Genomic DNA, 23063 nt, shown 5'->3' on the forward strand with positions numbered 1-23063 from the left:
ACATATAAACAGTGCGATTTGTTTAATCAACCATTAGGCAATAAATCTAGTTAACGTTTTTCTTCTTATTCATGTCATTTTAATATTCTAGTTTTAAAATCTTCTCTTGATACCGACAAAGTAAATCAACGTGAAGCCATTAAAACGATACCAATACGAACGCTACGCCGTGCTGTGTAATCTCGCTTATCCCAGAGTATTTAGGCAGACACGTTATGGATTTGACCCTAATGGGCAGCGGATCATTAAAAACGAATTTGGCAAAACCATGATCCGTGTTTTATGGAGTAAAAAACGTACTGAGGTCGTTGTGGTTATTAAAGGCTCGCACAGTATTACCGATTGGTTGCTGAACTTTGCCATGTGGACTCGTAGCTGCAAGCGATTAGGACTTAACTATCGCATCCATGCAGGTTTCTACCATTTGTTGTTTCAAGAAAGCCAACCTTCTCGAAATGAAGATCGTCTCGGTTTGAGCGTGATTGAGCGGCTAGAAGCCACCGTTGTACCTCTGATTCTACAGGGTAAGCGCATCACCATTACTGGACATTCGTCGGGCGGCGCAATTGGCAGCGTGTTTGCCGACTATATCGAACGTAAGTACCCAAAAAGCATCAAACGAGTGGTGACATTTGGTCAACCAGCGATTGGTGATTGGACATTCAAGAAACGCTATCGTTTAAGCCACAAAACCTATCGAATCTGTTGCGACATCGATATTGTTACTTTTATGCCTCCGGTACCTTTTCTTTATTGGCATGTAGGTAAAATGTTGTGGCTTTATAATGGAAGAATTTATGAGAACACGCCAACGTTAATGCGCCTTGGGCGTTCTTTGGTAAGTTGGTTGATCCGCCCTTTTTCCTATCACTTAATGAGCAAGTACATTCGCAACAAAGACTTCTTTGATGAGCGTTAATCCATTACTTCGCTTTCTTGTGATTCAGCGACAGATACAAAAAGAGCCAGTATTAAACTGGCTCTTTGTTCTTGGTTCAGAATTACAAAGACGCAATTTCTTTATCAAGTTGGTATTTGTTGTCAGTAACGATGCGCTCTAATACTTCGACGCGCTGTTTCAGGTCGTCTATTTGTTTGTTAAGACCATCTCGCTCTTCTTGATTCATCAGTTTACGCTCAGAGATTTCGAGCGATTTTACTTCCTTGCGATGATTAAGAATCAACTTAACGATACCACCACCGAATATTGCACCGAATATAATCGCAATAGTTGCAACTTCCTGCATAGATTCCTTTCCTTAATCTGCCTACTGATAATGCTCAACAATAAAGTTACGCATTTGTTTCATGAATATCAAATAAGACATTGATTAAATGCATGCTATTTTCGAAATTGGTCACACCTGCAACTCTGCACTCGAGATTATTTAACGCCAACCCAAACAGAAACCGATCCGCCGTTCACTGGGAATTCCGCCCATCCACTAGCGTTAGTCCATACTTCTTCGGTACGAATACCTAGTTTATCGACATAACGTGTGCTCGGTGAACCCGTGTACATCCACTTTGTTCCGCCAGGACCATCACTCATGATAACCGCCATAGAGTTCGGATGTTCCGCATCCCCTTCTCGTGTCCAACCAATCACATCCCAGTGGTCAAGGTAAGAATGTTGTTTACCATAAGCATAATCTTTACGTGCTTTCACCAATTGCTCAATGTAAGGCACTTTCACCATGTTGATGTCGTGCCCTTTATCGCTGTATTGCGCACCGTAGTAATCTGCGTAGAAGACTGACGGATAACCTTCCTCACGAAGCAAAATGAACGCGTACGCAAGTGGTTTGAACCACCAATCCACCGGAGACTCTAAGGCCTGTAGTGGTTGCGTATCATGGTTCTCAACCAGTGTTACTGCTTTCACTGGGTTGTCTTTCATTAAGGTGCCATCCATGATTCGGCGCATATCGAAGTTGCCACCAGAGCGTGAAGCGTTATAGAAGTTCATATGTAACGGAGCATCAAACAATGACATGCTGCCAGAAGTCTTAGTGATAAAGTTGTGCAGATTGTTCACGTCGTAGTTCCAGTACTCACCAACGGTAAAGAGCTCTTTACCCGTTTTCTTACGCAAGTAATCGATCCACTCTTGTAGGTACTGATATTTGATGTGTTTAACCGCGTCCATTCGGAAGCCATCAACACCCGTCATGTTTAAGTACCATTCACCCCAATCTTTCAGCTCTTGCTTTACTTCTGGGTGATCCATGTCTAAGTCTGCGTACATGAGGTAGTCATAGTTGCCTTTTTCAGAACTGACTTCCCAATCCCATGCTTTACCATCACCTTTGAATTTAAAGATCGCTTTCTCTTTACCTGCGTCATCCCAATCGACGCCATCAAAGTGATACCACGTCCAATGGAAGTCTGAGTATTTATCGTTACGTCCTGGGAAGCTAAATTCAACCCATGCTTCAATCCATTTATCGCCAAGTTCAATATTGCGGTTATTCCAATCCACACGCTTGGTATCGACCCACGACTTGCCATCTGCACCGCCACGATGGTTGAACACTACGTCACCATAAATTTGGATATTGTTTTTGTGTGCTGCTTTGATGGCATTTAGATATTGGTCTTTGGTGCCGTACTTAGTTCGTACCGATCCTTTTTGATCAAACTCCCCTAAGTCATACATATCGTAAACACCGTAACCAACGTCGTTGCTACCACCTGCGCCTTTATATGCTGGTGGCAACCACAGCGCTGTAAAACCGTTGTCGGATAGTGCTGGCGCATTGTTTTCAACTTGTGTCCAGAGTGCGCCGTCATTTGGCACATACCAATGGAAATACTGCATCATAGTTCCATTTTGTGCCGCCAATACCGGCGAACTCAGCAGCAAAGTTAAAGGTAAAAGTGTGGGTTTAAGGTTGAATGTTTTCATTATTTTTCTCTCACGTTTTAGAACGAAGTTCGAACTTAGAGAGCCAACATGACGACTAGAAGAGATCCAACTAACCGTCTGTTGTACAACAAAAAGTTCGGACTACAATCGTGGAGAAATTATCACCAATCACCCTCTACAATTATTGAGTTGTGTAACATTTATAAAACCGATAACTAATTGAGCGCAATTATTGAATCACGATCAAATAATCAGGGAGGAGATAACCAAAAAGCGTAGCGAAATTGAGACTTAAGCGATGAATTATCATGCTTTAAAACGAAAAAAAGCCCGTCATGATGACGAGCTTTCGAAAATAATGGAGGCGCCTCCCGGAGTCGAACCGAGGTCCACGGATTTGCAATCCGCTGCATAGCCACTCTGCCAAGGCGCCTCAACTGGAGCGACACACGAGGTTCGAACTCGTGACCTCAACCTTGGCAAGGTTGCGCTCTACCAACTGAGCTAGTGTCGCATAATTTGAGATGGTGACCCGAGCCGGAATTGATGGTCCGACACTCGGCCGGTCAACTCGACGGCGGGATGTTAAATTCACCCACTCAATTTTCGGATGGTGCCCCGGGCCGGACTTGAACCGGCACAACGCGAACGTCGAGGGATTTTAAATCCCTTGTGTCTACCAATTCCACCACCAGGGCAACGCAATCAATGCGATGGTAACACCATCTGTTCTAACGACCTTCGCCGTGAGAACGAGGCGTACTTTAACGGATTAAGATTTTAGGTCAACAAAAATTCTTATAATTATCAACCAAATGAACAATAATCACCCTTTTTGACTGAATCGCAATCGTTAAGTTCAATAATCACCCATTAATATTGAGCTAACCGTACCACCTCACAGTGTCAACCAACCTGTTAACCATTGCTTCACAAACAAACGACCACACTAACCGCTATCTATCAGATAAACATCAGCTTTTATCCTTCTGCCTTTGTCGCCCCCATCCGCAGGTGAACACTGTGTACACCTCTTAACAGTTATTTTTGAATGCGCATTCATTAGTTAATTCATATTTTCAATGACTTAAGGTTTGGTTCATTTCTTGCTCTTAAGTGGGCAACCAACGCACAGTCTTTTGGGTGAATAATGCTAGCGTCACCTTAGAAGCTCGTTTGGTCAAGGAATGAGGGTTCTGCTCTTAAGTCGCTGATTAAGTGTCAGTCATACCGTAGACACTATGGTGTGTTCAGCCGCTCATATAACCCTCTTGTTCAAACTTTCGAATAAAAAGAAGGTCAATGATGGAACGATTAATACACAGCCGATTAAACAAGGTAATGAGTGTCATCCTTGTCAGTTCGGCAGCATTGTATGGCGTAACGAGTCATTCTCCTGCTCAAGCGGAAGCCTATAACCTCTCACCAACAGAAAAACTCTGTATGGCAGACGCTTATTTGCAAGAGCCGGGAAACTCATTACCAAGAGATGCTTTAAACTGTACCGCTAATGACGTCGAGATCACGCAAGTGATTCCCGTCGATCCGAATGCAGAATGTAACCTTGGAGATACCTTCTCTTTCCAAGCTGACGTTACCGTGCGAACCAACGCAAACGAACGATACGACACCACCTTTTATCTTCCTTTAACTGAAGCCAGCCCTCAGGTCGTTCAAGGTAATTTTAGAAACTGTAGCATGATCCTACCCGTGCCAGGAGGAAGTGGTGAGACTGCTGATGCTCAATTGGATGGCGACGCATGTGGTGACATCACTAAAGCTTTAGGTCCAGACGAATACACACTGCTTAACGAAACCATTACCATGCTCTGTTCAGATAACGACGGCGACAACCGAGCCGACTTTACCTATTGTGCGGCATGGGACAACATAGAGCGAGATAACTGTACGATCGATGAAGATCCGTACGCTGGTCAGATCCCAAATACCAAATCTAAATGTAACTGTGACACCTTTAATATTGATGTGTTCATTAAACCGTCACCACCAGATATCGTCAAATCTGAAGGTGCGCCTAGCTCTCACCCAGAAGCAGGCGGCGAGTTTACCTTTAATCTAAGCTTCACTAACCCTAACGCCCAAACATCGTTATTCATTAGTGCATTAACCGATGAAATCGACATTAACGGCGATGGAACTTATGACGTTAGCTTCGATCTTTGGGGAGCGACCTCTGGCCCTGCAATGGCTGACGGTGTTTACCTTACATCGACTAACTGTCCAGTCGGTACACCTCTGTATGAAGTGGCACCGAGCGCAACCTACAGTTGTGAGTTCAAAGTCTTTGTCGTAGATAGTGACCTTCCGGATATACCAAATCCTGAGCTCTATAAAGACGTTGTCAAAGTAACGTTACAAGACAAGAACGGCGATCCTGTTGTGAACGGCGATACTTGTCCCGTTGGGGTTGGCAACGCGGCACTTGGCGATCGTTGTAGTGTCGAACGACAAGTCCAGATTACCAATATCCCACCAGCGATTAGCGTAGTTAAGTCAGCGGATAAAAATGAAGTACTTGAGCCTGGAGAAAATGTCACATTTACGTTCGACGTGACTAACGACTCCGGTACATTTGATTCTCCTATCGAACTCGTGAGCTTAGTCGACACCATCTATGGTGATCTAAGCGCAATTGGGGCTGAGAGTGACTGTCTTGATAACCCTGTAACGATAGCATTTGGTGCAACATACAGCTGTACCCTAAGCGTTTTTGTTGCTGGCGATGCAGGTGATAGTTTCACAAATACAGTAACAGCAACTGCGAGAGACAACGAGAATGATACCGCGACAGACATGGATTCTCACACTATTTTGGTATTGGATGTACCTTCTATGATCACTCTAGAAAAAACAGCCAATCCGACATCAGTGTTTGAAACGGGTGATAACCCAACCTTGTTCAGAGATGTTGATTACACCTTCTACTTTACGGTCAAAGACACGATAGATGACGTCTCAACATCCGATACTGTGGTCTTCTCTAGCCTAAATGACGACCGTTTCGGATCACTCACAGACGAGTGTATGGTAGACATGAAAAATGGCGGCGCTATAACGCCAACCGGGTTAAACGGGTTTGAGTTAGACCCAGGCGAAACAGCAAGCTGTACCATCACATTACAAGTCCAAGGTAATGCCGGTGATAGTCACGTTAACGTTGCTACTATTAATGGTACTGACGAGGACGGTCTTGGTGTAAGCGCAATGGATGATGCAACAGTAACGTTTGATCCACTTGCTCCAGATACGGATATTGCCTTCGCACTTAGTGGTTTGATCATTATTCAACTTACCAACGCGTCTGAAGTGGACAATGTCACGTTAACTGGTTTGACTCTGCGTGGCGTTGATATTATCGACGGTAATGGCAATGCCAATTTTACCATCTTTAATACTCAAGGCGGCACCCACAGTGGTATGACATATCCACCTTGTAATATCGGACAAGAGCTCGGTTACAGCGGTTCTGGCAACAACGTTTACACCTGTGCGTTTACTGTAGAACTTCGACCTGGTCTGGAAAATACCGACCCTATTACCTTCCAAGCGCAAGGTGTACTTGACGGTATTGTAGCAACGGTTGAAGACGATGATGGTGATGCGTTAACCAACTTCGTATCTATCGAAGTCAACACTGTCGAGTAACCAACACATAGAACTTCACGTTCTTAACATTAAAGGGGCACCGTCATTGCCCCTTTTCTCAATCCATACAAGGGGATATCACTATGTTGAAGTATGGAAAAAGCATTTACGTTATGCTGCTGTCGGTTCCGCTGGTCATTGGTTGTCAACCAGCCAATGATGAGAAAGTTGAATCCGAATTAGTCGCATTAAGACAAGAAGTAAAAGACTTAAAAGCAAAGGTTGAAAGCATTAACTCAGACATTGAGTTAGCTAAAGAAAATGCAGCCAAAGCAGCCAAACCAAAATTCAGGACTTTACCCGATCAAAAAGACTTTGATGGCAATGGAACTATTCCGTCTATGGGTGATGACAACGCGACAATCGCGATCATCGAGTTTTCTGACTACCAATGCCCTTACTGTAAACGCTTCACCGACAACACATTCGCAAAGATTAAAGAAAACTATGTCGACTCAGGAAAGGTTAAGTACTTAACAAGAGACTTTCCACTTGGGTTTCATCCACAAGCTAAAGGTGCCGCAATTGCTGCCAATTGTAGCTTTAAGCAAGGTGAGTATTGGCCAATGCGACACGCTTTGTTTTCAAATATGCGCAACTTAAATACCGCTTTGTACCAAAAAACCGCAAGTGACTTAAAGCTGGATATCGACAAGTTCTCTGCGTGTCTTGAAGATCCTCAAATGGCAAAAAATGTAGAAAACGACATTGCCCTTGCATCCACTCTTGGTATTCGTGGTACACCAAGTTTTGTTGTCGGACGTATTGAAGATGGTCAATTAGTTGGCGCAAAACTGGTTGTCGGAGCTCAAGATTATCGCGTGTTCTCCGCACTGTTTGACGATCTTCTTAAGGCGCCTAAATAGCCGTTTCACTTAGCGCTAATATAAACCCAAAGAGGCAATAACTTTCGCTATTGCCTCCTCTATCGCGCAGCTCAACAAACTCTATTTACTGTTTCCTTTTCCCTTATTACCACCGCCCTCACTCGTGCTGCTTAACTGGATGGAAACCATTGCGGTCGCTGTATTTTGACCATCAGATATGGTGTAGCTAAAGCTATCGCTCCCTTTAAAATTCTTCGCCGGTGAATACACTAAGCGCCCAGAACTGTTTAAACTGACTGATCCCTTAGAGCCTTGAGTAAAGCCAACGACTTGCAGTTTATCTCCATCAGGATCACTGTCATTTGCAAGCGCATCAATCTCGGTCACCTCTTTTGCCGTCAACGCGACTGGATCATCATTAGCGACGGGAGATAAGTTTGCGATCACTAGGATGCGATATTCGACAACGCCATTAGCCACGCCTTCACCGCTTTCCGTTGATAACGCATGAACTTGAATCGAATACTCACCCTCGGTTGCATTCTCTGCAGAAGTAACCATCACCTCAACATTCGCCTTCTGCCCAGACTCAAGCGATAGTTGGCGAGTCGAGCTACTCCACCCACTTGGAACATCTGCAGAGATTGTGTACGACACAGAGTCGCATTCAGGACCATTCTGGCTCGTCAACGTCGCGGAATACACCAAGGTGTCACCGGCATTGCCCTCTTGAGTCAAAGAAGAAAAGGTCAACAATGGAGGGCTTAGCTCACAAGTAGGCGCCAAGTCAGCTACTTTATAAACACTGCTCGCTCGTGCATTATAACTAGCGTCTCGTGTATTGGTTGCTATCGCGTCAATGCTGTAACTTCCTGCTTCGGCCGAAACGTCAGAAGTAACACTCAAACTAATAGATGTCGTTTCACCCGAAGCTAGTGAAGCAACGCTGTTAGTCGTAACCCACCCTTCAGGCACATTGGCATTGATTTGAAAATTTGCTGGCTCACACGCTTGACTATCATTATTGGTAATCGTTGCGGTGTAGTTAGCTATTGCTCCCGGTTCGAACTCCGCCGCTGAGTTTGCAACGAGCGTTAACGTTGGATTAGCCATCTCACACGTCTGAACGCTTGGTTCAATTTGATAAACCGCTGGAATACTGGTGACCAATGCTAAATCAGTGCTATTTTCCGCCTTCAGCAGAATGTCGTAACTGCCTTCTTGTGCTGAATCACTCGACGTTGCGCTAATTTCTACCGCTTTCGTCTCACCAGAAGCCAGTGTCAAAGATGCATGCGTCGATGACCAACCAGATGGCATATTTGCGCTCACATTAAATGACGTTGACGAGCAAGCATTCGTATCGTTGTTCGTCACGTTCAACTTATAAGAGGCAGAAGAACCAGCAACACCACTCACCACTTGACTGGATGCAAGATCAATTGAAGGGCTTGCCTGTACGCATAATTCATTATCAAAGGTCACATGTATGCTAGCTGCATTGGCATTTGTCCACTCTGTCGTAATGGTAACGCCTGCTTGAACATCAGTATACGTTTGGCCGACAAGCAGAGCGGATTCATCAAGATCTCTCAGACCACTATTTGGAATCATATCTAGCATCAAGTTACTTTGGGGGTCATCTTCTGTCGCTAAGTGGAAAATTACCCCATCCGTAATGCCCGATTTGCCTTCAACAAAGCTATCAAACCCAATCGCTTGGCGATACTCAAGGTAATACCACAATGGTTTACCTGTTACTTCATCTGTGCCACGTCTAATTTTCAATCCTTTTGCACCACCACTATGCGGTGTTTCAACAGGTTCAAGTAAATACCTGCCGTCAGCCTCAACAGAAACAACGTTTCCTGAGTTTGTACTGATCCAGCCTAAGAGCTCCTTGCTAAAGGCATTAAAATGACCAGTGATGCCTGACATACCCATGATATCAAGCGCATCACCATATTCTGCCGACGCGCATCGATCACCAATAATGTCAGCGCCACAATCGAGATCTTTGGCGTGATGTAAGCCAAAGTTGTGTCCAAGTTCATGCCCTACAGTGCGCAGAGTTAAAGAACCATTCACATAAGCTTTTGATGGATTACCGCCAACGGTTCCTTTGCCTGTCCATCCGCATGCTGAGTTTTCAGGAAACACGTAAACAATTCGAGCATAATTACCAAAGTTAATGCCATTGTCTCGGGCAACATCTTCAGCGGTAGTGTGAATTGTCCAAGTGTCGCACGTAGCATTCATTGGCAAAGTATAGTAACCAGCGACATCGCCCGTTAACCATACTTGGTTATCTGAGTTTTCTTTATAAAAGTCATTAACTTGGCCGAACACAAGCTCTCGTGTTTCTTCGACTGACCATGGTGTCTGCGTGTTATCTAGAAAGTTCAATAACATCACCAAAGTAAGCTGTTCACCAAATGAACTCGTGGTCACTTGTGTCAAGCCAGTCCCGTCTGTAGAAGTCGTGTTACTTCCATCAGCCAAAACCAATACATTAGATGGGTCCTGATTCAATGCCAACACATCTAATTTTTTACCCGTTTTCTTGATGTTGATCCCGCTAACGCGTACGTTGTTGCCATCTCGCAACCCCTTAGCGACCGCGTGATTGGGAAATTTGACTTCGATTCGCGTGTTTCCAGAATTCAAGATGTAACGAAGACGACTGGAGTGCGTTTTCTCATCATCTTCATAAAACACTTCCAAAGCGCCTTCTAACTGCTGCTCTTGCTCAACAAAGCCTTGAAGCTCTGATGGAATAAGCTTGCGTTGCTTGTTGTTAAAAGCGACTCTTGTTGCAAGGTCTGAGTCGATGTCAGCCAATTGTGCAATAGTTTCCTGTCTCGACTTGAGCAACATTAATGCTTCTGAAAAATAACGTAATTTAGCTTCGCCATCATTATTCTTGTAATTATCAATCGCGACCAATAGCTCTGAGTTCTTCTGCTGTATTTTTCTTTTAAAACTTCTTTTATCAACAGAAATTTTCTCTTTTGATTCATGTACATCAAAATGTGTATGGTGGTGTTGGTGAGTATTTTTATTAGTTACATCATTTACATATACAGCCAAGGTGTTTGACGAAAATATAGCAAGGGATATAACAGCAAGTTTTAGAACGAATCTTTTATTTAAATTAACACTATTAACTGGTAAATAATTATTAAAATTAAACATAATTATATTTTAGATTTATATCTTATTATGGATAGAGAACAACAACGTCTTATGACTTATGATTCAAGTCAAAACGGGTTACTGATTTGCTTGCATTTCTACTACAGAAAGCCGTTCGACCAAGTACGACATTACTAAAATCAATGAGCAATAATACCCTCACCTATTTTTACAGAATTCAAATCTACATAGAGTGACGCACATTACTATAACTTCACATGGCGTATCTATGCGCATATAAAGAAATAGAACTGTATTAGGTATTAAATTTAAAGTACAAGTAACCCAAGGTTAATCTGAGTTATATTTAACCTGAACTTTAATTTTGGAGGACGCTGTAAGTAACTAATGCAACGATGCGGATATAAAATCCTTATAATTATTAATTCAATTTCATAATTATTACTTCCTTTAAATATCTCTCGAAGGAAATATTACCAAACAGAACGATTAAAAACCAAACAATTCATAACTCAACCTAATAGTTTTTAAAATGCATTTTTAAATCATAATGATAGAAAGCAACACAATACTGTCTTATTAATTCGATAGACTGGATTCCATGTGATCTACCTCTAAACAGACGTTCTCTGTAGGATTACAAGGTAAAAAACAAAAAGAGCCGCATATGTCAGCGGCTCCTAGAGTCAATACTCTTACCTTCTAAGCACAACAGTTACAGTTGCGCTTGTAGCGGTCCATTTTACCTATGCCTGGGTTAAAGGTGTTGGTCGGGTCAAGTTGATGATAGAACTTTTGTAGCGAGTTTTCTGCTTCATATAAGTGACCTACGTTGTGTTCTGCTGGGTATTTCGCGCCACGACTATTTAGGTGCTCCAGCATCAGTTTCTTCATCAGCTTGGTGTCTGTACCCTTCTTAAAGATGTAGTCTTGGTGGAACACATAACACATGAAATGCCCATAATAGAGAGACTTAACGAGGTTCTTACTTACTTCCTCAGGTAATGTTTCTAACCATTCTTCATCGTTACGACGTAACGCAATGTCGAGAGCAACAATGTCTTCCACTTCCTTGCGGTGAATGGTTTCGTAACGAATTGCTGCACCTGCCGCTGCAAAACGGTGTAGATACGCTTTCTTACCCTCTTCTGGTGTACATTCGAAGAAGTCACTATCGTGCTCAGCTGCCCAAACCTCTTTGAGGTATTTCTGCGCTTCGGCAATACCGCCGTCACTCATTTTAAGTACAAGATGGTGCTCGTACTTATCACGGTATTCCAACATGCGCTTAGGAAGGTGCTGTGGGAATAGCTTGCTTGCGTAGTAGAGAATAGTATCTGGCAGGTATTTACTGACTAACGGTACACGCTCTAAGAAGTTTTCAACCTTAGCTTTTAGCGAGAACATCTTAGGCAGATTGTCCGTGCCTAATAAATCGATAGAAAGGAACACGTCTTTACCGTATTTTTCCGCCATGTTGAAGATGTCACGGTGAAGGTACTCCCCCATCTCTGGCAAGTTTTCGAATTGAGTAAGGAAGTCTTTTCTCAGCTTGGTCAATTTCTCTGGATCGTTAGTGCCTAAATAGAACACCTGCTCTTTCTCTGGGATTGGATAGCTGTCAACACGAACCGCAAACACGCCCAGTTTACCCGCACAACCGCTCGCCTCGTACAGACGACGTTTGTCGGCATTAAAGCGCGATGGGATATCAGAAGTCACATCACGAACACGTTCGTCGTATTCTTTATCCGACGCCATGCGTTCATCATGAATCACTTTATCTGGGTCGAAATTACCATCTTGGATGTTCTGTAAGATCTCTTCAGGCGTCGAGCCTAATCCTTCAATACCAAGGTGGTTAACAAGATTGAGCTTACCGTCTTTGTCCACCTGAGCGAATATGGCTAATTCTGTGTAAGCAGGACCACGTTTAACCAAAGCGCCACCAGAGTTGTTCGCAATACCACCTACAACTGTTGCTCCAAGAGAAGAAGAACCAATCACCGAATGCGGCGCGCGATTAACTGCTCGCAACTCTTTTTCTAACGAATGCAGACTCGCCCCCGGAAGACAAACGGCTTGCTTACCCCCGTCTAACAGATAGATTTGCTTCATCTTGGTGATATTGATCACCACCACATCGCGGTCGTAATCACTACCACTTGGCGCTGAGCCTTCGGTCAGACCCGTCTTAGCCGCCTGCATGATGATGATGCAATTATTGTCGACACATTGTTGGATGACCTTCCACTGCTCTAGCAAAGTGTTAGGAAAAACCACCGCCAATGCAGTGCCACTTCCTGAGCGAAAACCACTGCGGTAATACTTGGTTTTGATTTGATCGGTAAGGACATTTTCTTCCCCAACAATGGTGACAAACGCGTCGATGAGCTGCTTCTGTTTCATATCCGTATCTCTAGTTATTATGCCCAGCCAATATAAGTAGTCCGAATCTGAACGTCCATGCCACCAAAGTCCGATAACGACGCCCAGATCAAGTTAACTACATTAATTACCCATACATTCAATCACTTAAAATTCTCAGACCTGTAAAATCAACAAAGAAACTTATCGTTTCCAAAAAGAAACAATAGCAAAGTACATTGTTAACAAATGTGCACGATATCGAAGAACAAGAAAGTTAAAAGGGATGACAAGGCTTTGTATTCCTGACCTTGTCAGAATATTGAGTCAGAACAAAACCACAACATGTGAATACCATGACGTTATAGCAGCGTTATATGGCTGTGACATTGCCGATCAGTGAAGAAAATAGTTAGAGTGGAGAGTTTAAAATTTAGAGCAAATCCCTTCAATCAAAGGAGAATCACTCCTTTGAGAAAAGTTGAGCCACTAGAATTGATGGCTACGACTTTGAAAGCACTGATAGAGATGCTCGATAAAGATCTTAATCTTTTCTGGTTGCTGACGAGTGTATGGGTACACGGCATAAATACCCAAGCACTTAGCCGTTTCGTCTTTAAACAACTGAATCAGTTTGCCTTGCTGTAAGTCTTCATAAACCAGCACCCGAGGCACATAAATAATACCTTGCCCTAGCAAAGCGACGTTACGTAACGCAGATGAGTTATTGGTACATAGATTCCCATCTACCTTAACCTGATACACCTCATCATCACGCTTGAAAACCCACTCACGTGCACCTGTCTCTTGATAGGCGTAAACCAAACAGTTGTGCTTAGTGAGATCGTCCGGCGTTTTTGGTCTGCCATGTTTGGCGACGTACTTAGGCGATGCACACACAATCCAGTTTGCATCAACAAGCTTGCGTGCGATTAGGCTTGAGTCTGGTAAAACCCCAGTACGAATGGCTAGGTCAAAACCTTCGTTGACGATGTCAGCAAACCGGTTGTCCAGTTCCATATCAATGTTGATATCAGGGTAGGCTTGGTTGAATTCAGAAATAACCGTAGGAAGGATAAGTTCACCAGAGATGGTAGGTACCGTAATCTTGATATTGCCGGATAGGTTCTTGCCTAATCCAACAATGGATTCTTCAGCAGTTGCGACGGCTTGGTAAACGCTACGTGCATGTTCGAAGAAGGATTGCCCTGCTTCTGTCAGTTTTAGCGTGCGTGTGGTTCGATAAAGCAGTTGAACGCCTATCTCCTGCTCTAATTTGGCAATACGCTTACTGACGACCGACTTAGTAAGTTCCATTTGTCTTGCTGCGGCGCTGAATGAACCTTGCTCAACCAAATGATAGAAAATAATGTAGTCGTCGGTATTTCTCATGTGTCTTCACTGCTTCCTTGTTGAAGAACATATTGTAAAGGGCTTTAAAGCTAAATGCTGGCTGAGAAGTCACACTTGAGAAGCGCATCTTTCTGTATGCAAACACTCAACGAGTGCTTGTTCAGCTTGCCAAGCATCAGATACAAAAAAACCAGCTTTCGCTGGCCTATTGGTGATGCTTCCTCATCTGGATATCGCCATTGCCATACCCAAAAATATGGAGGCGCCTCCCGGAGTCGAACCGAGGTCCACGAATTTGCAATCCGCTGCATAGCCACTCTGCCAAGGCGCCAAATTGTTTACGCTTAAAGGCTCTGCCCCGCTGCGTTGGTTGCTACTTTACGGATTCAGGAAATATAGTCAAACAAAAATCCAAAATTTCTGTTTGTTTGCTTTGTTTTAAACCAATCCGATGTTAATTCGACCTAAACCGTCCAGATTTACTCACTTTGGTTAAGACAAATCAAAACAGATAGACAAAAGAAAAGCGGCAATCAGTGCCGCTTTTCTCTCTTAACTCTCGTGGTTAACCGTTGGCAACGCGTTTAAACAAGCGTCCTACTACGTTTGGATGGTAAGACCAAGTGTGGTCAAACATCGACATTAACGCTGGGTTGCCGTACTTCGACAAGCTAATGGCATGGAATCGGTTCTTCTTCGCTTTTAACGCGTCGACTTTTGCAAGCAATTCATCTTGCTGTTTTGGCGCAATGAAGTCTGAAATAACAACCATGTCGGCGTTTTTGTATTTGTCGCTGTTCATCAAATCGATGGATTTAATCAACGTTGGCTCCAAATCCGTACCACCATGGAAGCTGTAAGTTAAAAAGTCGGCAGCTTCACGTAAGCCATCCTGACGCGTTAACTCGTAAGTAATGTGCTCAGTGGAGAAGATAATCACATAACAGTCACGTTGTTCAGCCAGAGCGATTTGCATCAGTGCATAAGCCATAGCTTTAGCACATTGCTCTGGGAAGCCACTCATCGAGCCTGACGCATCAACACAAACGATAAACGGTCCTTTTTCAACGTCCACCGCTTTATGATCTGGTTTGTGCGCTTTTACCTTACGCAGTGTGCGAGACTTACCTTGCGTGCGGTAGTTCATCAAGCGTTTATCAACCAAATGCTTGTAGAACACCACTTCCAGCTCTGGGTACGCCAAAAACATGGTTTCGTTCGGGAGCAGTTTGTTGAGGTCGTCACTTTCATGAATACCGACGATATCGTCTGTCGCTTCGTCACTCTTTTCCTCAACCATTTGCAGCTCTTCTGCTGGTGCGCGATTGAGGTCAGGATCGTTTACTTGCCCCGCCATGCGACCAAGCTGTTCTGCGATTTCTTGCAAGCCTTTGTGCTTTTTAAGGAACTCTGCGTGGCGCTTCATCACGGTTAAGTCTGTTTTACTCAACTTAGCTGAAGCCATATCCCATAAGCGCCCTACGCTTTCTTCGTCACCGGACTCCGTCACTTTATCCATGTTGCGCATGGTTTCCATACGTTGATAAAGGTCGTTGAGGACTTTTTCTTTGTTCTCTTCAAGCTCGGAAACTTGTGCTTGTTTGATTGCTTCTGCAAGGCTTTGATACCACTGGTCACAGAAGTAATGGGGGAACATTGGGTTGTTCACCCCCTTGTTCTTCTCCATCATGCGACGCGCTTGCATGTAAAACGCCGAGTGCCATTCAAGCTTCTTGATCACGTCATCAATGCGCTCAAAGAACTCGTTCTCATCCCAATAAATGACTTCTTGGTAGAGCGCGAGTTCTTGTTGAAAACGTTCTGTCTCACAGACTTTCGTCATGCGCTTTTTCACGTTGCCACGCCATTTGAGCAGGTGGTTTTTCACTGAGGATTTCATGCCTCGGTTTTCTGCCATCATCATGACTTGTGAACGCGCCATTAAATCGTTTACCGCACTATCAATGATGCCTGAATCCGCCACCATAAGCGCTAAGTTGAGTCCGTCTGCACCTAACATGTCGTCTCCTTAAGAGAAAAACTGATGTAAGTTTTTGAAGCGTTGAATGATCTTCTCGCTTTCACCTTGGATAGACTCAAGTCTCTGGCTCACTTGTTGCAGACTCGACTCCATTAGACGTGGTAACTCTGGATCCACGAAACTGTGTGGTAATGCGCCATGGAAGTTGGCTTTAACCTTACGCATATGATGTTCAGCTTCACTCAATTGGCTGACTGCTTTTTCGCTCTCTGCCAACCATTTCTGGTATAGCTCAACGTCTAAACCTTGTTGGGTAACCAAGCTCACCAACACGCCGCGGTTGGCAATGTCACGGATCACTAGGTTGTTGGCAGCATCGACATCAAAACGCAGACGACACATATTGGTGTTTTGGTTCACGTAACCATACACATCGCCATGACCTTCTTTGATCACTCGGTCAAGCTCGTCTTTTGGCACGTATACCCAGCGACTGTCGCCCTTCTCTGATTCAGAGACCGACATGTTGCTTTGCAGAATAACCAGCTTAACCAGATTCATCGCCGCGCCTACTTTGTAAGTTTTCGCTTTGGATGTATCGAAGCTCATGGTTTCTTTGCGAAGCAGACCTGTTGCCGCTTCTGCGTTTAGCGTCATGCGATATTTGTCTTCAAGTTCATGTTGAACATCAACCAAAGATTCACGACAGTATTCGATCTCTTGTTCTGCTTCTTGCTGGTCAAAGGCATGCTTAAGAGCGAACTCTTGAATCACACCGCGAACGACATCGCGTGACTCAGGGCTGTTCCATAAACAATCTTGAAGTAGCAGAAGATCAAGTGGATTGATCTCGTCACGCCCATTAAAGAACGCACTTGCTTTAAGCAGCTTGACCGCTTTCTTCCAACGGCGGTCTGACACGTACATGTCTGTTAATGATGCGTCGCCAAACTCAGACTCAACTTTGGTTTCCAACATGGTTTTTAGTTGGAACAGCTTTTCGAATGCGTTGTCGGTCAGAGTAAGTTTGTCGAGTTGCTGCTGCCAGCGGTGGTATTCTTCGTCTGTGATCGCCAAGCCCTCTGGAACTTGCGCTTCTTGAGACGTACCCACTGTCAGCATGGATTTGAAGTTTTGTTTATCCTGAATGCGGTTTACAAACACGCGCACCAACATACGGTCGTAAAGTGCGTCCAAGCCACTGTCTTCATCTGGCAGCTCGTTTGATGCAGAAACCAAAAGACGCATCGGTACACGTTCGATATCGCTACCGTTTTTAAATGTCTTTTCGTTCACAACGGTCAACAGCGTGTTCAGAATGGCAGGACCTGCTTTCCAAATCTCATCAAGGAAAACGACTTGCGCCGTTGGTAAGTAGCCTTGAGTAAGACGGACATAACGACCGTTGTCTTTTAGCTCTTGAATGCTCAATGGACCGAACACTTCTTCAGGTGTTGAGAAACGCGTCATGAGGTATTCAAAATAACTGCTATTATCAAAAGCTTGGATAAGTCGTTTTGCGATTAAGCTTTTTGCGATCCCTGGAGGACCAAGAAGGAAGACGCTTTCGCCGGCAAGAGCGGCAAGAAGACAAAGTTTGATGGTGTGTTCGCGTTCGTAAACGCCATCAGTTAACGCTTTCGCTAGCTTGTTGATACGCTCTGAAAGAAGCGCCTTTTCTGCATTAGATGCGAAAGATGGTTGAATCATAGAAGCTCCGGCTGTTGAACTGAGGCTGTATATATAATTTTATACATTTGTTATCACTTTGTTACAAGCGTATTTTTTAGTGAACCTCGTTTATACCAGATGCTCTTCGCGCGCGTGCGCGAGCAACCATAGTTTTCATTTATGAGACATAACTCACTGAATGGGCTGGTCTCGCAAGAGTATGAAACCATTTTCTTCTTTTGTTTCCGGTGGTTTGTGGTTAATGTGCAAAACACGTCAATGCGCGGTTACAGCTAGGATCCACAACTGCATGAGCAATACAATTCATAAATGGAAGCAGATTTCTCTGGTCGAAGAGGAAGTTAAACTACCAACTGGTCGGATGATCACACATACCACTATCCAACACCCCGGTGCTGCCGTTATCTTACCTATTACTTCAGATGGCAACATCGTTCTTGTTAATCAATTCCGCCCCTCTCTTAACAAATGGCTGCTTGAATTGCCTGCTGGCACACGTGAAGGCGATGAAGATCCTTTGCACTGTGCTCAAAGAGAGTTGGAAGAAGAAACAGGATACAGCGCCGAAAAGTTCACATCGCTTGGTCAAGTTACCCCTCTTGCTGGTTTCTGTGATGAAATCCAGTACTTGTTTGTTGCCGAACAACTGAACAAAACCAATCGATACGAGTGTGACGACGACGAAGTGATTGAAGTAGTGACATTGTCACGAGAAGAACTCGAACAACAAATTATTCAAGGCATTATTACGGATGCCAAAACTATCGCTTGCCTAAGCAAAGCTCGTCTTTGCGGTTATATTTAGGTCTTTTCGACCGAGGAGAGAATTATGGACTTTCGATCAGATACCGTTACGCAACCTACACAAGCAATGCGTGAAGCAATGTTTACCGCTCCTGTCGGCGATGATGTGTACGGTGATGACCCAACCGTTAACGAGTTAGAGCAATTTGCGGCTGAGCTTGCGGGCTTTGAAGCGGCAATGTTCACGACCTCTGGTACACAAGCAAACTTACTTGGCTTAATGGCACATTGTGAGCGCGGTGATGAATACCTATGTGGTCAGCAAGCGCATAACTACAAGTACGAAGCTGGCGGCGCGGCGGTACTGGGGTCTATTCAACCTCAACCGATTGAAAACAACCCAGACGGTACTTTGCCATTCGATAAGCTAGAAGCTGCTATCAAGCCAGATGACGCGCACTTTGCACGTACTCGCCTACTTAGTTTAGAGAACACCATCAACGGTAAAGTGATTCCTCTTTCTTACCTTGCAGAGGCTCGTGAGTTCGTAAACAAACATAACTTGCAGATGCACCTAGATGGCGCTCGCGTATTTAACGCAGCTGTCGCGCTTGATGTTCCTGTGAAAGAGATTGGTCAGTACTTTGATTCAATGACTATTTGTCTGTCGAAAGGATTGGCTGCCCCTGTTGGTTCGCTACTGCTTGGTAGCAAAGAGTACATCGCAAAAGCACGCCGCCTAAGAAAAATGGTCGGCGGTGGTATGCGCCAAGCGGGTATTCTTGCCGCAGCCGGTAAACTAGCCCTTACCGAGCAAGTAGAACAGCTAAAACAAGACCACATCAACGCAAAAACCTTGGCGGAAGGTTTAGCGGAATTGCCTGGTTTCTCCGTTAATCCTGAGTTTGTTCAAACCAACATCGTCTTTGCCAAGCTTGATCCACAAGTGGATATTGCTGGTATCGCAGAAAAGATGAAGGAGCAAGGCATCACGATTACGCCAGGAAACCCAATCCGCTTCGTGACGCACAAAGATATTTCGGCACAAGACGTCGATACCTTCCTATCTAGCCTTAAATCTCTGCTTTAACTTGATTTTGATCATTGAGCTTCCCCTAAGGGGAAGCTTTATTCTATGCGCTTTCAAGAACTACAATGAGTGCATTTCATGCTTAGATACGTGCTTCTAACGTCTCTTCTTCTTTCTTCCTCTGTTGTGGCGAAACCTTTTGGTGACGTTGATAAAGGCAAACTTAAATCGCCAAGCTGTGTTTACTGTCATGGTTCGAACGGCATGACGACAAACGACGCTTACCCTAATCTAGCCGGTCAGAATGCTCAGTACCTGTATGATTCTATGAAAGCCTATCAAGATGGGCTTCGCGTGGGTCCTTTGGCTGAGATGATGGCAGCCCAGTTACGCATGCTGAATGATGAAGATTTGCGCGATGTTGCCGCGTTTTATTCAGAACAAACACCCCATGCAGAAAAGTGAATAATTATGGGACTTGTGAATCACCACAAGTCCTAACTCCGTTTTCATTCGCACAACAACTAACCAAAACAATTAACCATTAAATCATTGATAAGCAACTCAACCCTCTCCAGATCAAATTATTGATGAATTTATAGTTCATCAAGTCAGTTAATATTGACTTTTTATTCTATTTTATCGATATTTCATGCTTTCTATAATTCGACGTGAAATAGGTTATGTCTCACACACACGCTCAGCCATCGGAATCGGCGGCAACCCCAAAATCATGGCAGATGCCTGATACCCTCATTTTGATCTTCATTGTTGGTATTCTTGCTGCGATTCTTACCTACTTAATCCCTGCTGGTCATTTCGATAGCCAACAGGTGACCTACATGGTCGACGGTGCAGAAAAAACTCGTACTGTTATCGATCCATCTTCTTTCTCTTATGCAACCGACGAAAACGGTGAATTGGTTTACAACAAGGTTGGACTGTTCGCTTCAGGCGGTGGCATTGGTCTAATGAACTTCCCATTCGAAGGTCTGGTTTCAGGCTCTAAATGGGGCAGCGCGATTGGCGTTATCATGTTCATGCTGGTTATCGGTGGCGCATTTGGCGTGGTAATGCGCACAGGCACAATCGACAACGGTATCTTACGTCTTATCGACAAGACCAAAGGTAACGAAGCGCTATTCATTCCAGTTCTGTTCTTGCTGTTCTCTTTGGGCGGCGCAGTATTTGGTATGGGTGAAGAAGCCGTTGCATTTGCGATTATTATCGCACCACTAATGGTTCGTCTTGGCTACGATGGCATCACTACAGTAATGGTGACCTACGTTGCGACTCAGATTGGTTTTGCAACGTCTTGGATGAACCCATTCTCGGTAGCAATCGCGCAAGGTATTGCTGGTATTCCGGTTCTGTCTGGTATGACTGTACGTATGGGTCTGTGGGCTGGCTTTACACTTATCGGTATTGCTTTCACTATGATTTACGCAGCGCGTATCAAAGCAAACCCTGAGCTTTCTTACAGCCGTCGTACTGACAAATACTTCCGTCAGCAAGAGCTAGGTGACCACGATTCTCGTTGGAACCTAGGTGACACCCTAGTTATCCTTACGGTTATCGCAACGACAGTATGGGTTGTTTGGGGCGTAGTGGCTAACGCATGGTACATCCCAGAAATCGCATCTCAATTCTTCACAATGGGCTTTGTCGTTGCGATTATCGGTACGATCTTCCGTCTGAACGGCATGACGCTAAACTGTGCGGCTGACGCATTTAAAGAAGGTGCAGCAATCATGCTTGCCCCTGCTCTATTGGTTGGTTGTGCGAAAGGTGTATTGCTTATCCTAGGTGGCGGTACTACTGATGAAGCGAGCGTACTGAACTCGATCCTGAACAGCGCTGGTGGCGTAATCAGCGGTCTTCCTGACGTTGCTGCGGCTTGGTTGATGTATGTTTTCCAATCGATCTTCAACTTCTTCGTGACTTCAGGTTCTGGTCAAGCAGCGCTGACAATGCCTCTATTGTCTCCTCTTGCAGACATCGCTGGTGTTACTCGTCAGGTTGCGGTTCTAGCATTCCAACTTGGTGACGGTTTCACTAACGTTATCGTTCCTACTTCAGCGTCTCTAATGGCAACACTGGGTGTATGTCGTATCGACTGGGGTGACTGGGCGAAATTCTGCTGGCGCTTTATGCTATTACTCTTTACCCTATCGAGCATTGTCGTCGTCGCAGCTCACGTGATGGGTTTTGCGTAAACTGATTACCAATATCCCCAAGCAACTTAAACGCGAAAGCGGAGTTTGGGTATAAAGAATAAGGCGAGACAAGTTCTCGCCTTTTTTAATTCAAGCCGTATGGCAAACAAGCATCGAAGTAAGATGTTTTGGAGTGACAACTTTAATGGCAACACAATTTCTGGATGACGTAATTCAAGGTCATCAAGTCATTCAATCTCTAGACGTAACAGACTTGCCTGCAGGCGAGCATAAGTTTTGGTTCCGTATTGCAACCAACGCCCTCTCTCAATGGCAACATTTGCCTGTGTTGGTTTTCAAAGGCGAAAAACCGGGTAAGAAAATCATGATCACAGCAGGTGTTCATGGTGACGAATACAACGGTGTTTTAGCGGCGCAAAAGACCGCTCGTGAACTGATTGGTAAAGACATCGCAGGTACTGTAACTGTCGTTCCGACCATCAACCTGACGGGTATGCTGAACCACAGCCGTGACTTCTTCTCTGCGGATCCAGATGCATCTCCTGCAAACTTAAACCGTTTCTTCCCTGGTGATGCAAACGGCAACGAAGCAAACCGCTTCCTGTTTGCTTTATGGAATAACCTTCTTAAGCCGAACGCAGAGCTGGCGATTGATTTGCACACTCAAACCAGTGGTGCTGCTTACCCACTGTACGTGTTTGCCGATTTCCGTATCGAGCAATCTCTGGAAATGGCTCGCCTTATTAACCCAGACGTAATTCTTAACGATCCGGGTGACGCAGGTGTACTTGAAACCGTCTGGAACAACAGCGGTATTCCAAGCATCACCATCGAGGTGGGCATGGGTCGTTACACAGAACAAGAGCTGATCGACCGTACCGTGACTGGCATCTTCAATATCCTTGCTCGTCATGACGTAGTGACCAGTGAAGTTGCAGAGATCACGCCTTGCCTAGAAGGCAAAGACATTATCAGCATTCGCGCTGAATTAGGTGGTTTTGTACTACCACAAGTGAAGATGATGGATAAGGTAGAACAAGGTCAATTAGTTGCGATTCAATACGACAGCTTTGGTGATGAGATTCAGCGTTACACTGCCCCAACAGAAGGCACGGTACTGAGCCACAACATTGAATCGATCCGAGCACCTGGCTCTTTGGTTGTTCGACTGATCAAGTAATACCTTTAAATTTAATTGTTT

The 23063-nt window shown here is 44.5% G+C and carries 15 protein-coding genes and 4 tRNA genes; 8 read left to right on the forward strand and 11 right to left on the reverse strand.

From position 1 onward, the window contains the following. The first annotated feature begins 130 nt into the window (after window positions 1–130). A complete protein-coding gene (locus tag J4N44_RS22175; RefSeq protein ID WP_029790851.1) occupies window positions 131–919 on the forward strand; it encodes a lipase family protein in 789 nt (262 codons plus the stop codon). Between the two features lie 82 nt (window positions 920–1001). Here the strand turns inward: J4N44_RS22175 and J4N44_RS22180 are convergent, their stop codons facing one another. The 5 genes from J4N44_RS22180 to J4N44_RS22200 form a co-directional block, all read right to left on the reverse strand. Then, window positions 1002–1247, reverse strand: a complete 246-nt coding sequence (locus J4N44_RS22180; RefSeq protein ID WP_252045149.1) for a nitrite reductase — start codon at window positions 1245–1247, stop codon at window positions 1002–1004. 137 nt (window positions 1248–1384) lie between these two features. After that, window positions 1385–2908, reverse strand: coding sequence for an alpha-amylase (gene amyS / locus J4N44_RS22185; protein ID WP_005446966.1), 1524 nt, complete (start codon window positions 2906–2908; stop codon window positions 1385–1387). Window positions 2909–3228: 320 nt separating this feature from the next. Further along, a tRNA-Cys gene (locus tag J4N44_RS22190) sits at window positions 3229–3302 on the reverse strand. A 5-nt stretch (window positions 3303–3307) separates the two neighbouring features. After that, window positions 3308–3383: transfer RNA gene (locus tag J4N44_RS22195), tRNA-Gly, on the reverse strand. A gap of 97 nt (window positions 3384–3480) precedes the next feature. Next, window positions 3481–3567: transfer RNA gene (locus J4N44_RS22200), tRNA-Leu, on the reverse strand. A gap of 604 nt (window positions 3568–4171) precedes the next feature. Between J4N44_RS22200 and J4N44_RS22205 the strand changes: the two genes are divergently transcribed. Continuing rightward, window positions 4172–6535 (forward strand): CLIPPER-2 domain-containing protein, encoded by a 2364-nt coding sequence (locus J4N44_RS22205; protein ID WP_252045150.1) that lies wholly within the window; start codon window positions 4172–4174, stop codon window positions 6533–6535. An 83-nt stretch (window positions 6536–6618) separates the two neighbouring features. After that, window positions 6619–7401 carry a DsbA family protein gene (locus tag J4N44_RS22210; protein ID WP_252045151.1) on the forward strand — a complete coding sequence of 261 codons (783 nt, stop codon included), beginning with the start codon at window positions 6619–6621 and terminating at the stop codon, window positions 7399–7401. An 81-nt stretch (window positions 7402–7482) separates the two neighbouring features. On the opposite strand, the gene J4N44_RS22215 is transcribed toward J4N44_RS22210, so the two are convergent. The 6 genes from J4N44_RS22215 to J4N44_RS22240 all read right to left on the reverse strand — a co-directional run bounded on the left by J4N44_RS22215 (window position 7483) and on the right by J4N44_RS22240 (window position 17929). Then, window positions 7483–10239: an Ig-like domain-containing protein gene (locus tag J4N44_RS22215; protein ID WP_252045152.1), complete on the reverse strand. Its 2757-nt coding sequence runs from the start codon at window positions 10237–10239 to the stop codon at window positions 7483–7485. Window positions 10240–11220: 981 nt separating this feature from the next. Next, window positions 11221–12927 carry a D-lactate dehydrogenase gene (dld, locus tag J4N44_RS22220; RefSeq protein WP_252045153.1) on the reverse strand — a complete coding sequence of 569 codons (1707 nt, stop codon included), beginning with the start codon at window positions 12925–12927 and terminating at the stop codon, window positions 11221–11223. A gap of 447 nt (window positions 12928–13374) precedes the next feature. Further along, window positions 13375–14277, reverse strand: coding sequence for a LysR family transcriptional regulator (locus J4N44_RS22225; protein WP_005446973.1), 903 nt, complete (start codon window positions 14275–14277; stop codon window positions 13375–13377). Window positions 14278–14495: 218 nt separating this feature from the next. After that, a tRNA-Cys gene (locus tag J4N44_RS22230) sits at window positions 14496–14569 on the reverse strand. Window positions 14570–14803: 234 nt separating this feature from the next. Continuing rightward, window positions 14804–16258: an ATPase RavA stimulator ViaA gene (gene viaA / locus J4N44_RS22235; protein ID WP_005443815.1), complete on the reverse strand. Its 1455-nt coding sequence runs from the start codon at window positions 16256–16258 to the stop codon at window positions 14804–14806. 9 nt (window positions 16259–16267) lie between these two features. Continuing rightward, window positions 16268–17929: an ATPase RavA domain-containing protein gene (locus J4N44_RS22240; protein WP_252045154.1), complete on the reverse strand. Its 1662-nt coding sequence runs from the start codon at window positions 17927–17929 to the stop codon at window positions 16268–16270. A gap of 271 nt (window positions 17930–18200) precedes the next feature. Between J4N44_RS22240 and J4N44_RS22245 the strand changes: the two genes are divergently transcribed. From J4N44_RS22245 to J4N44_RS22265, 5 genes are all read left to right on the forward strand, one after another. Next, window positions 18201–18716, forward strand: coding sequence for an NUDIX hydrolase (locus tag J4N44_RS22245; protein WP_017818795.1), 516 nt, complete (start codon window positions 18201–18203; stop codon window positions 18714–18716). A gap of 24 nt (window positions 18717–18740) precedes the next feature. After that, window positions 18741–19745 carry a low-specificity L-threonine aldolase gene (ltaE, locus tag J4N44_RS22250; protein WP_252045155.1) on the forward strand — a complete coding sequence of 335 codons (1005 nt, stop codon included), beginning with the start codon at window positions 18741–18743 and terminating at the stop codon, window positions 19743–19745. Between the two features lie 78 nt (window positions 19746–19823). Then, on the forward strand, window positions 19824–20150 hold the full coding sequence (locus tag J4N44_RS22255) for a c-type cytochrome (protein WP_252045156.1): 327 nt from the start codon (window positions 19824–19826) through the stop codon (window positions 20148–20150). Between the two features lie 218 nt (window positions 20151–20368). Beyond that, on the forward strand, window positions 20369–21901 hold the full coding sequence (yfcC, locus tag J4N44_RS22260) for a putative basic amino acid antiporter YfcC (protein ID WP_005443800.1): 1533 nt from the start codon (window positions 20369–20371) through the stop codon (window positions 21899–21901). 145 nt (window positions 21902–22046) lie between these two features. Continuing rightward, window positions 22047–23042: a succinylglutamate desuccinylase/aspartoacylase family protein gene (locus tag J4N44_RS22265; RefSeq protein WP_199478799.1), complete on the forward strand. Its 996-nt coding sequence runs from the start codon at window positions 22047–22049 to the stop codon at window positions 23040–23042. The last annotated feature ends 21 nt before the right edge of the window (window positions 23043–23063 follow it).

It is taken from the genome of Vibrio sp. SCSIO 43155 (assembly GCF_023716605.1).
Taxonomy (GTDB): domain Bacteria; phylum Pseudomonadota; class Gammaproteobacteria; order Enterobacterales; family Vibrionaceae; genus Vibrio; species Vibrio harveyi.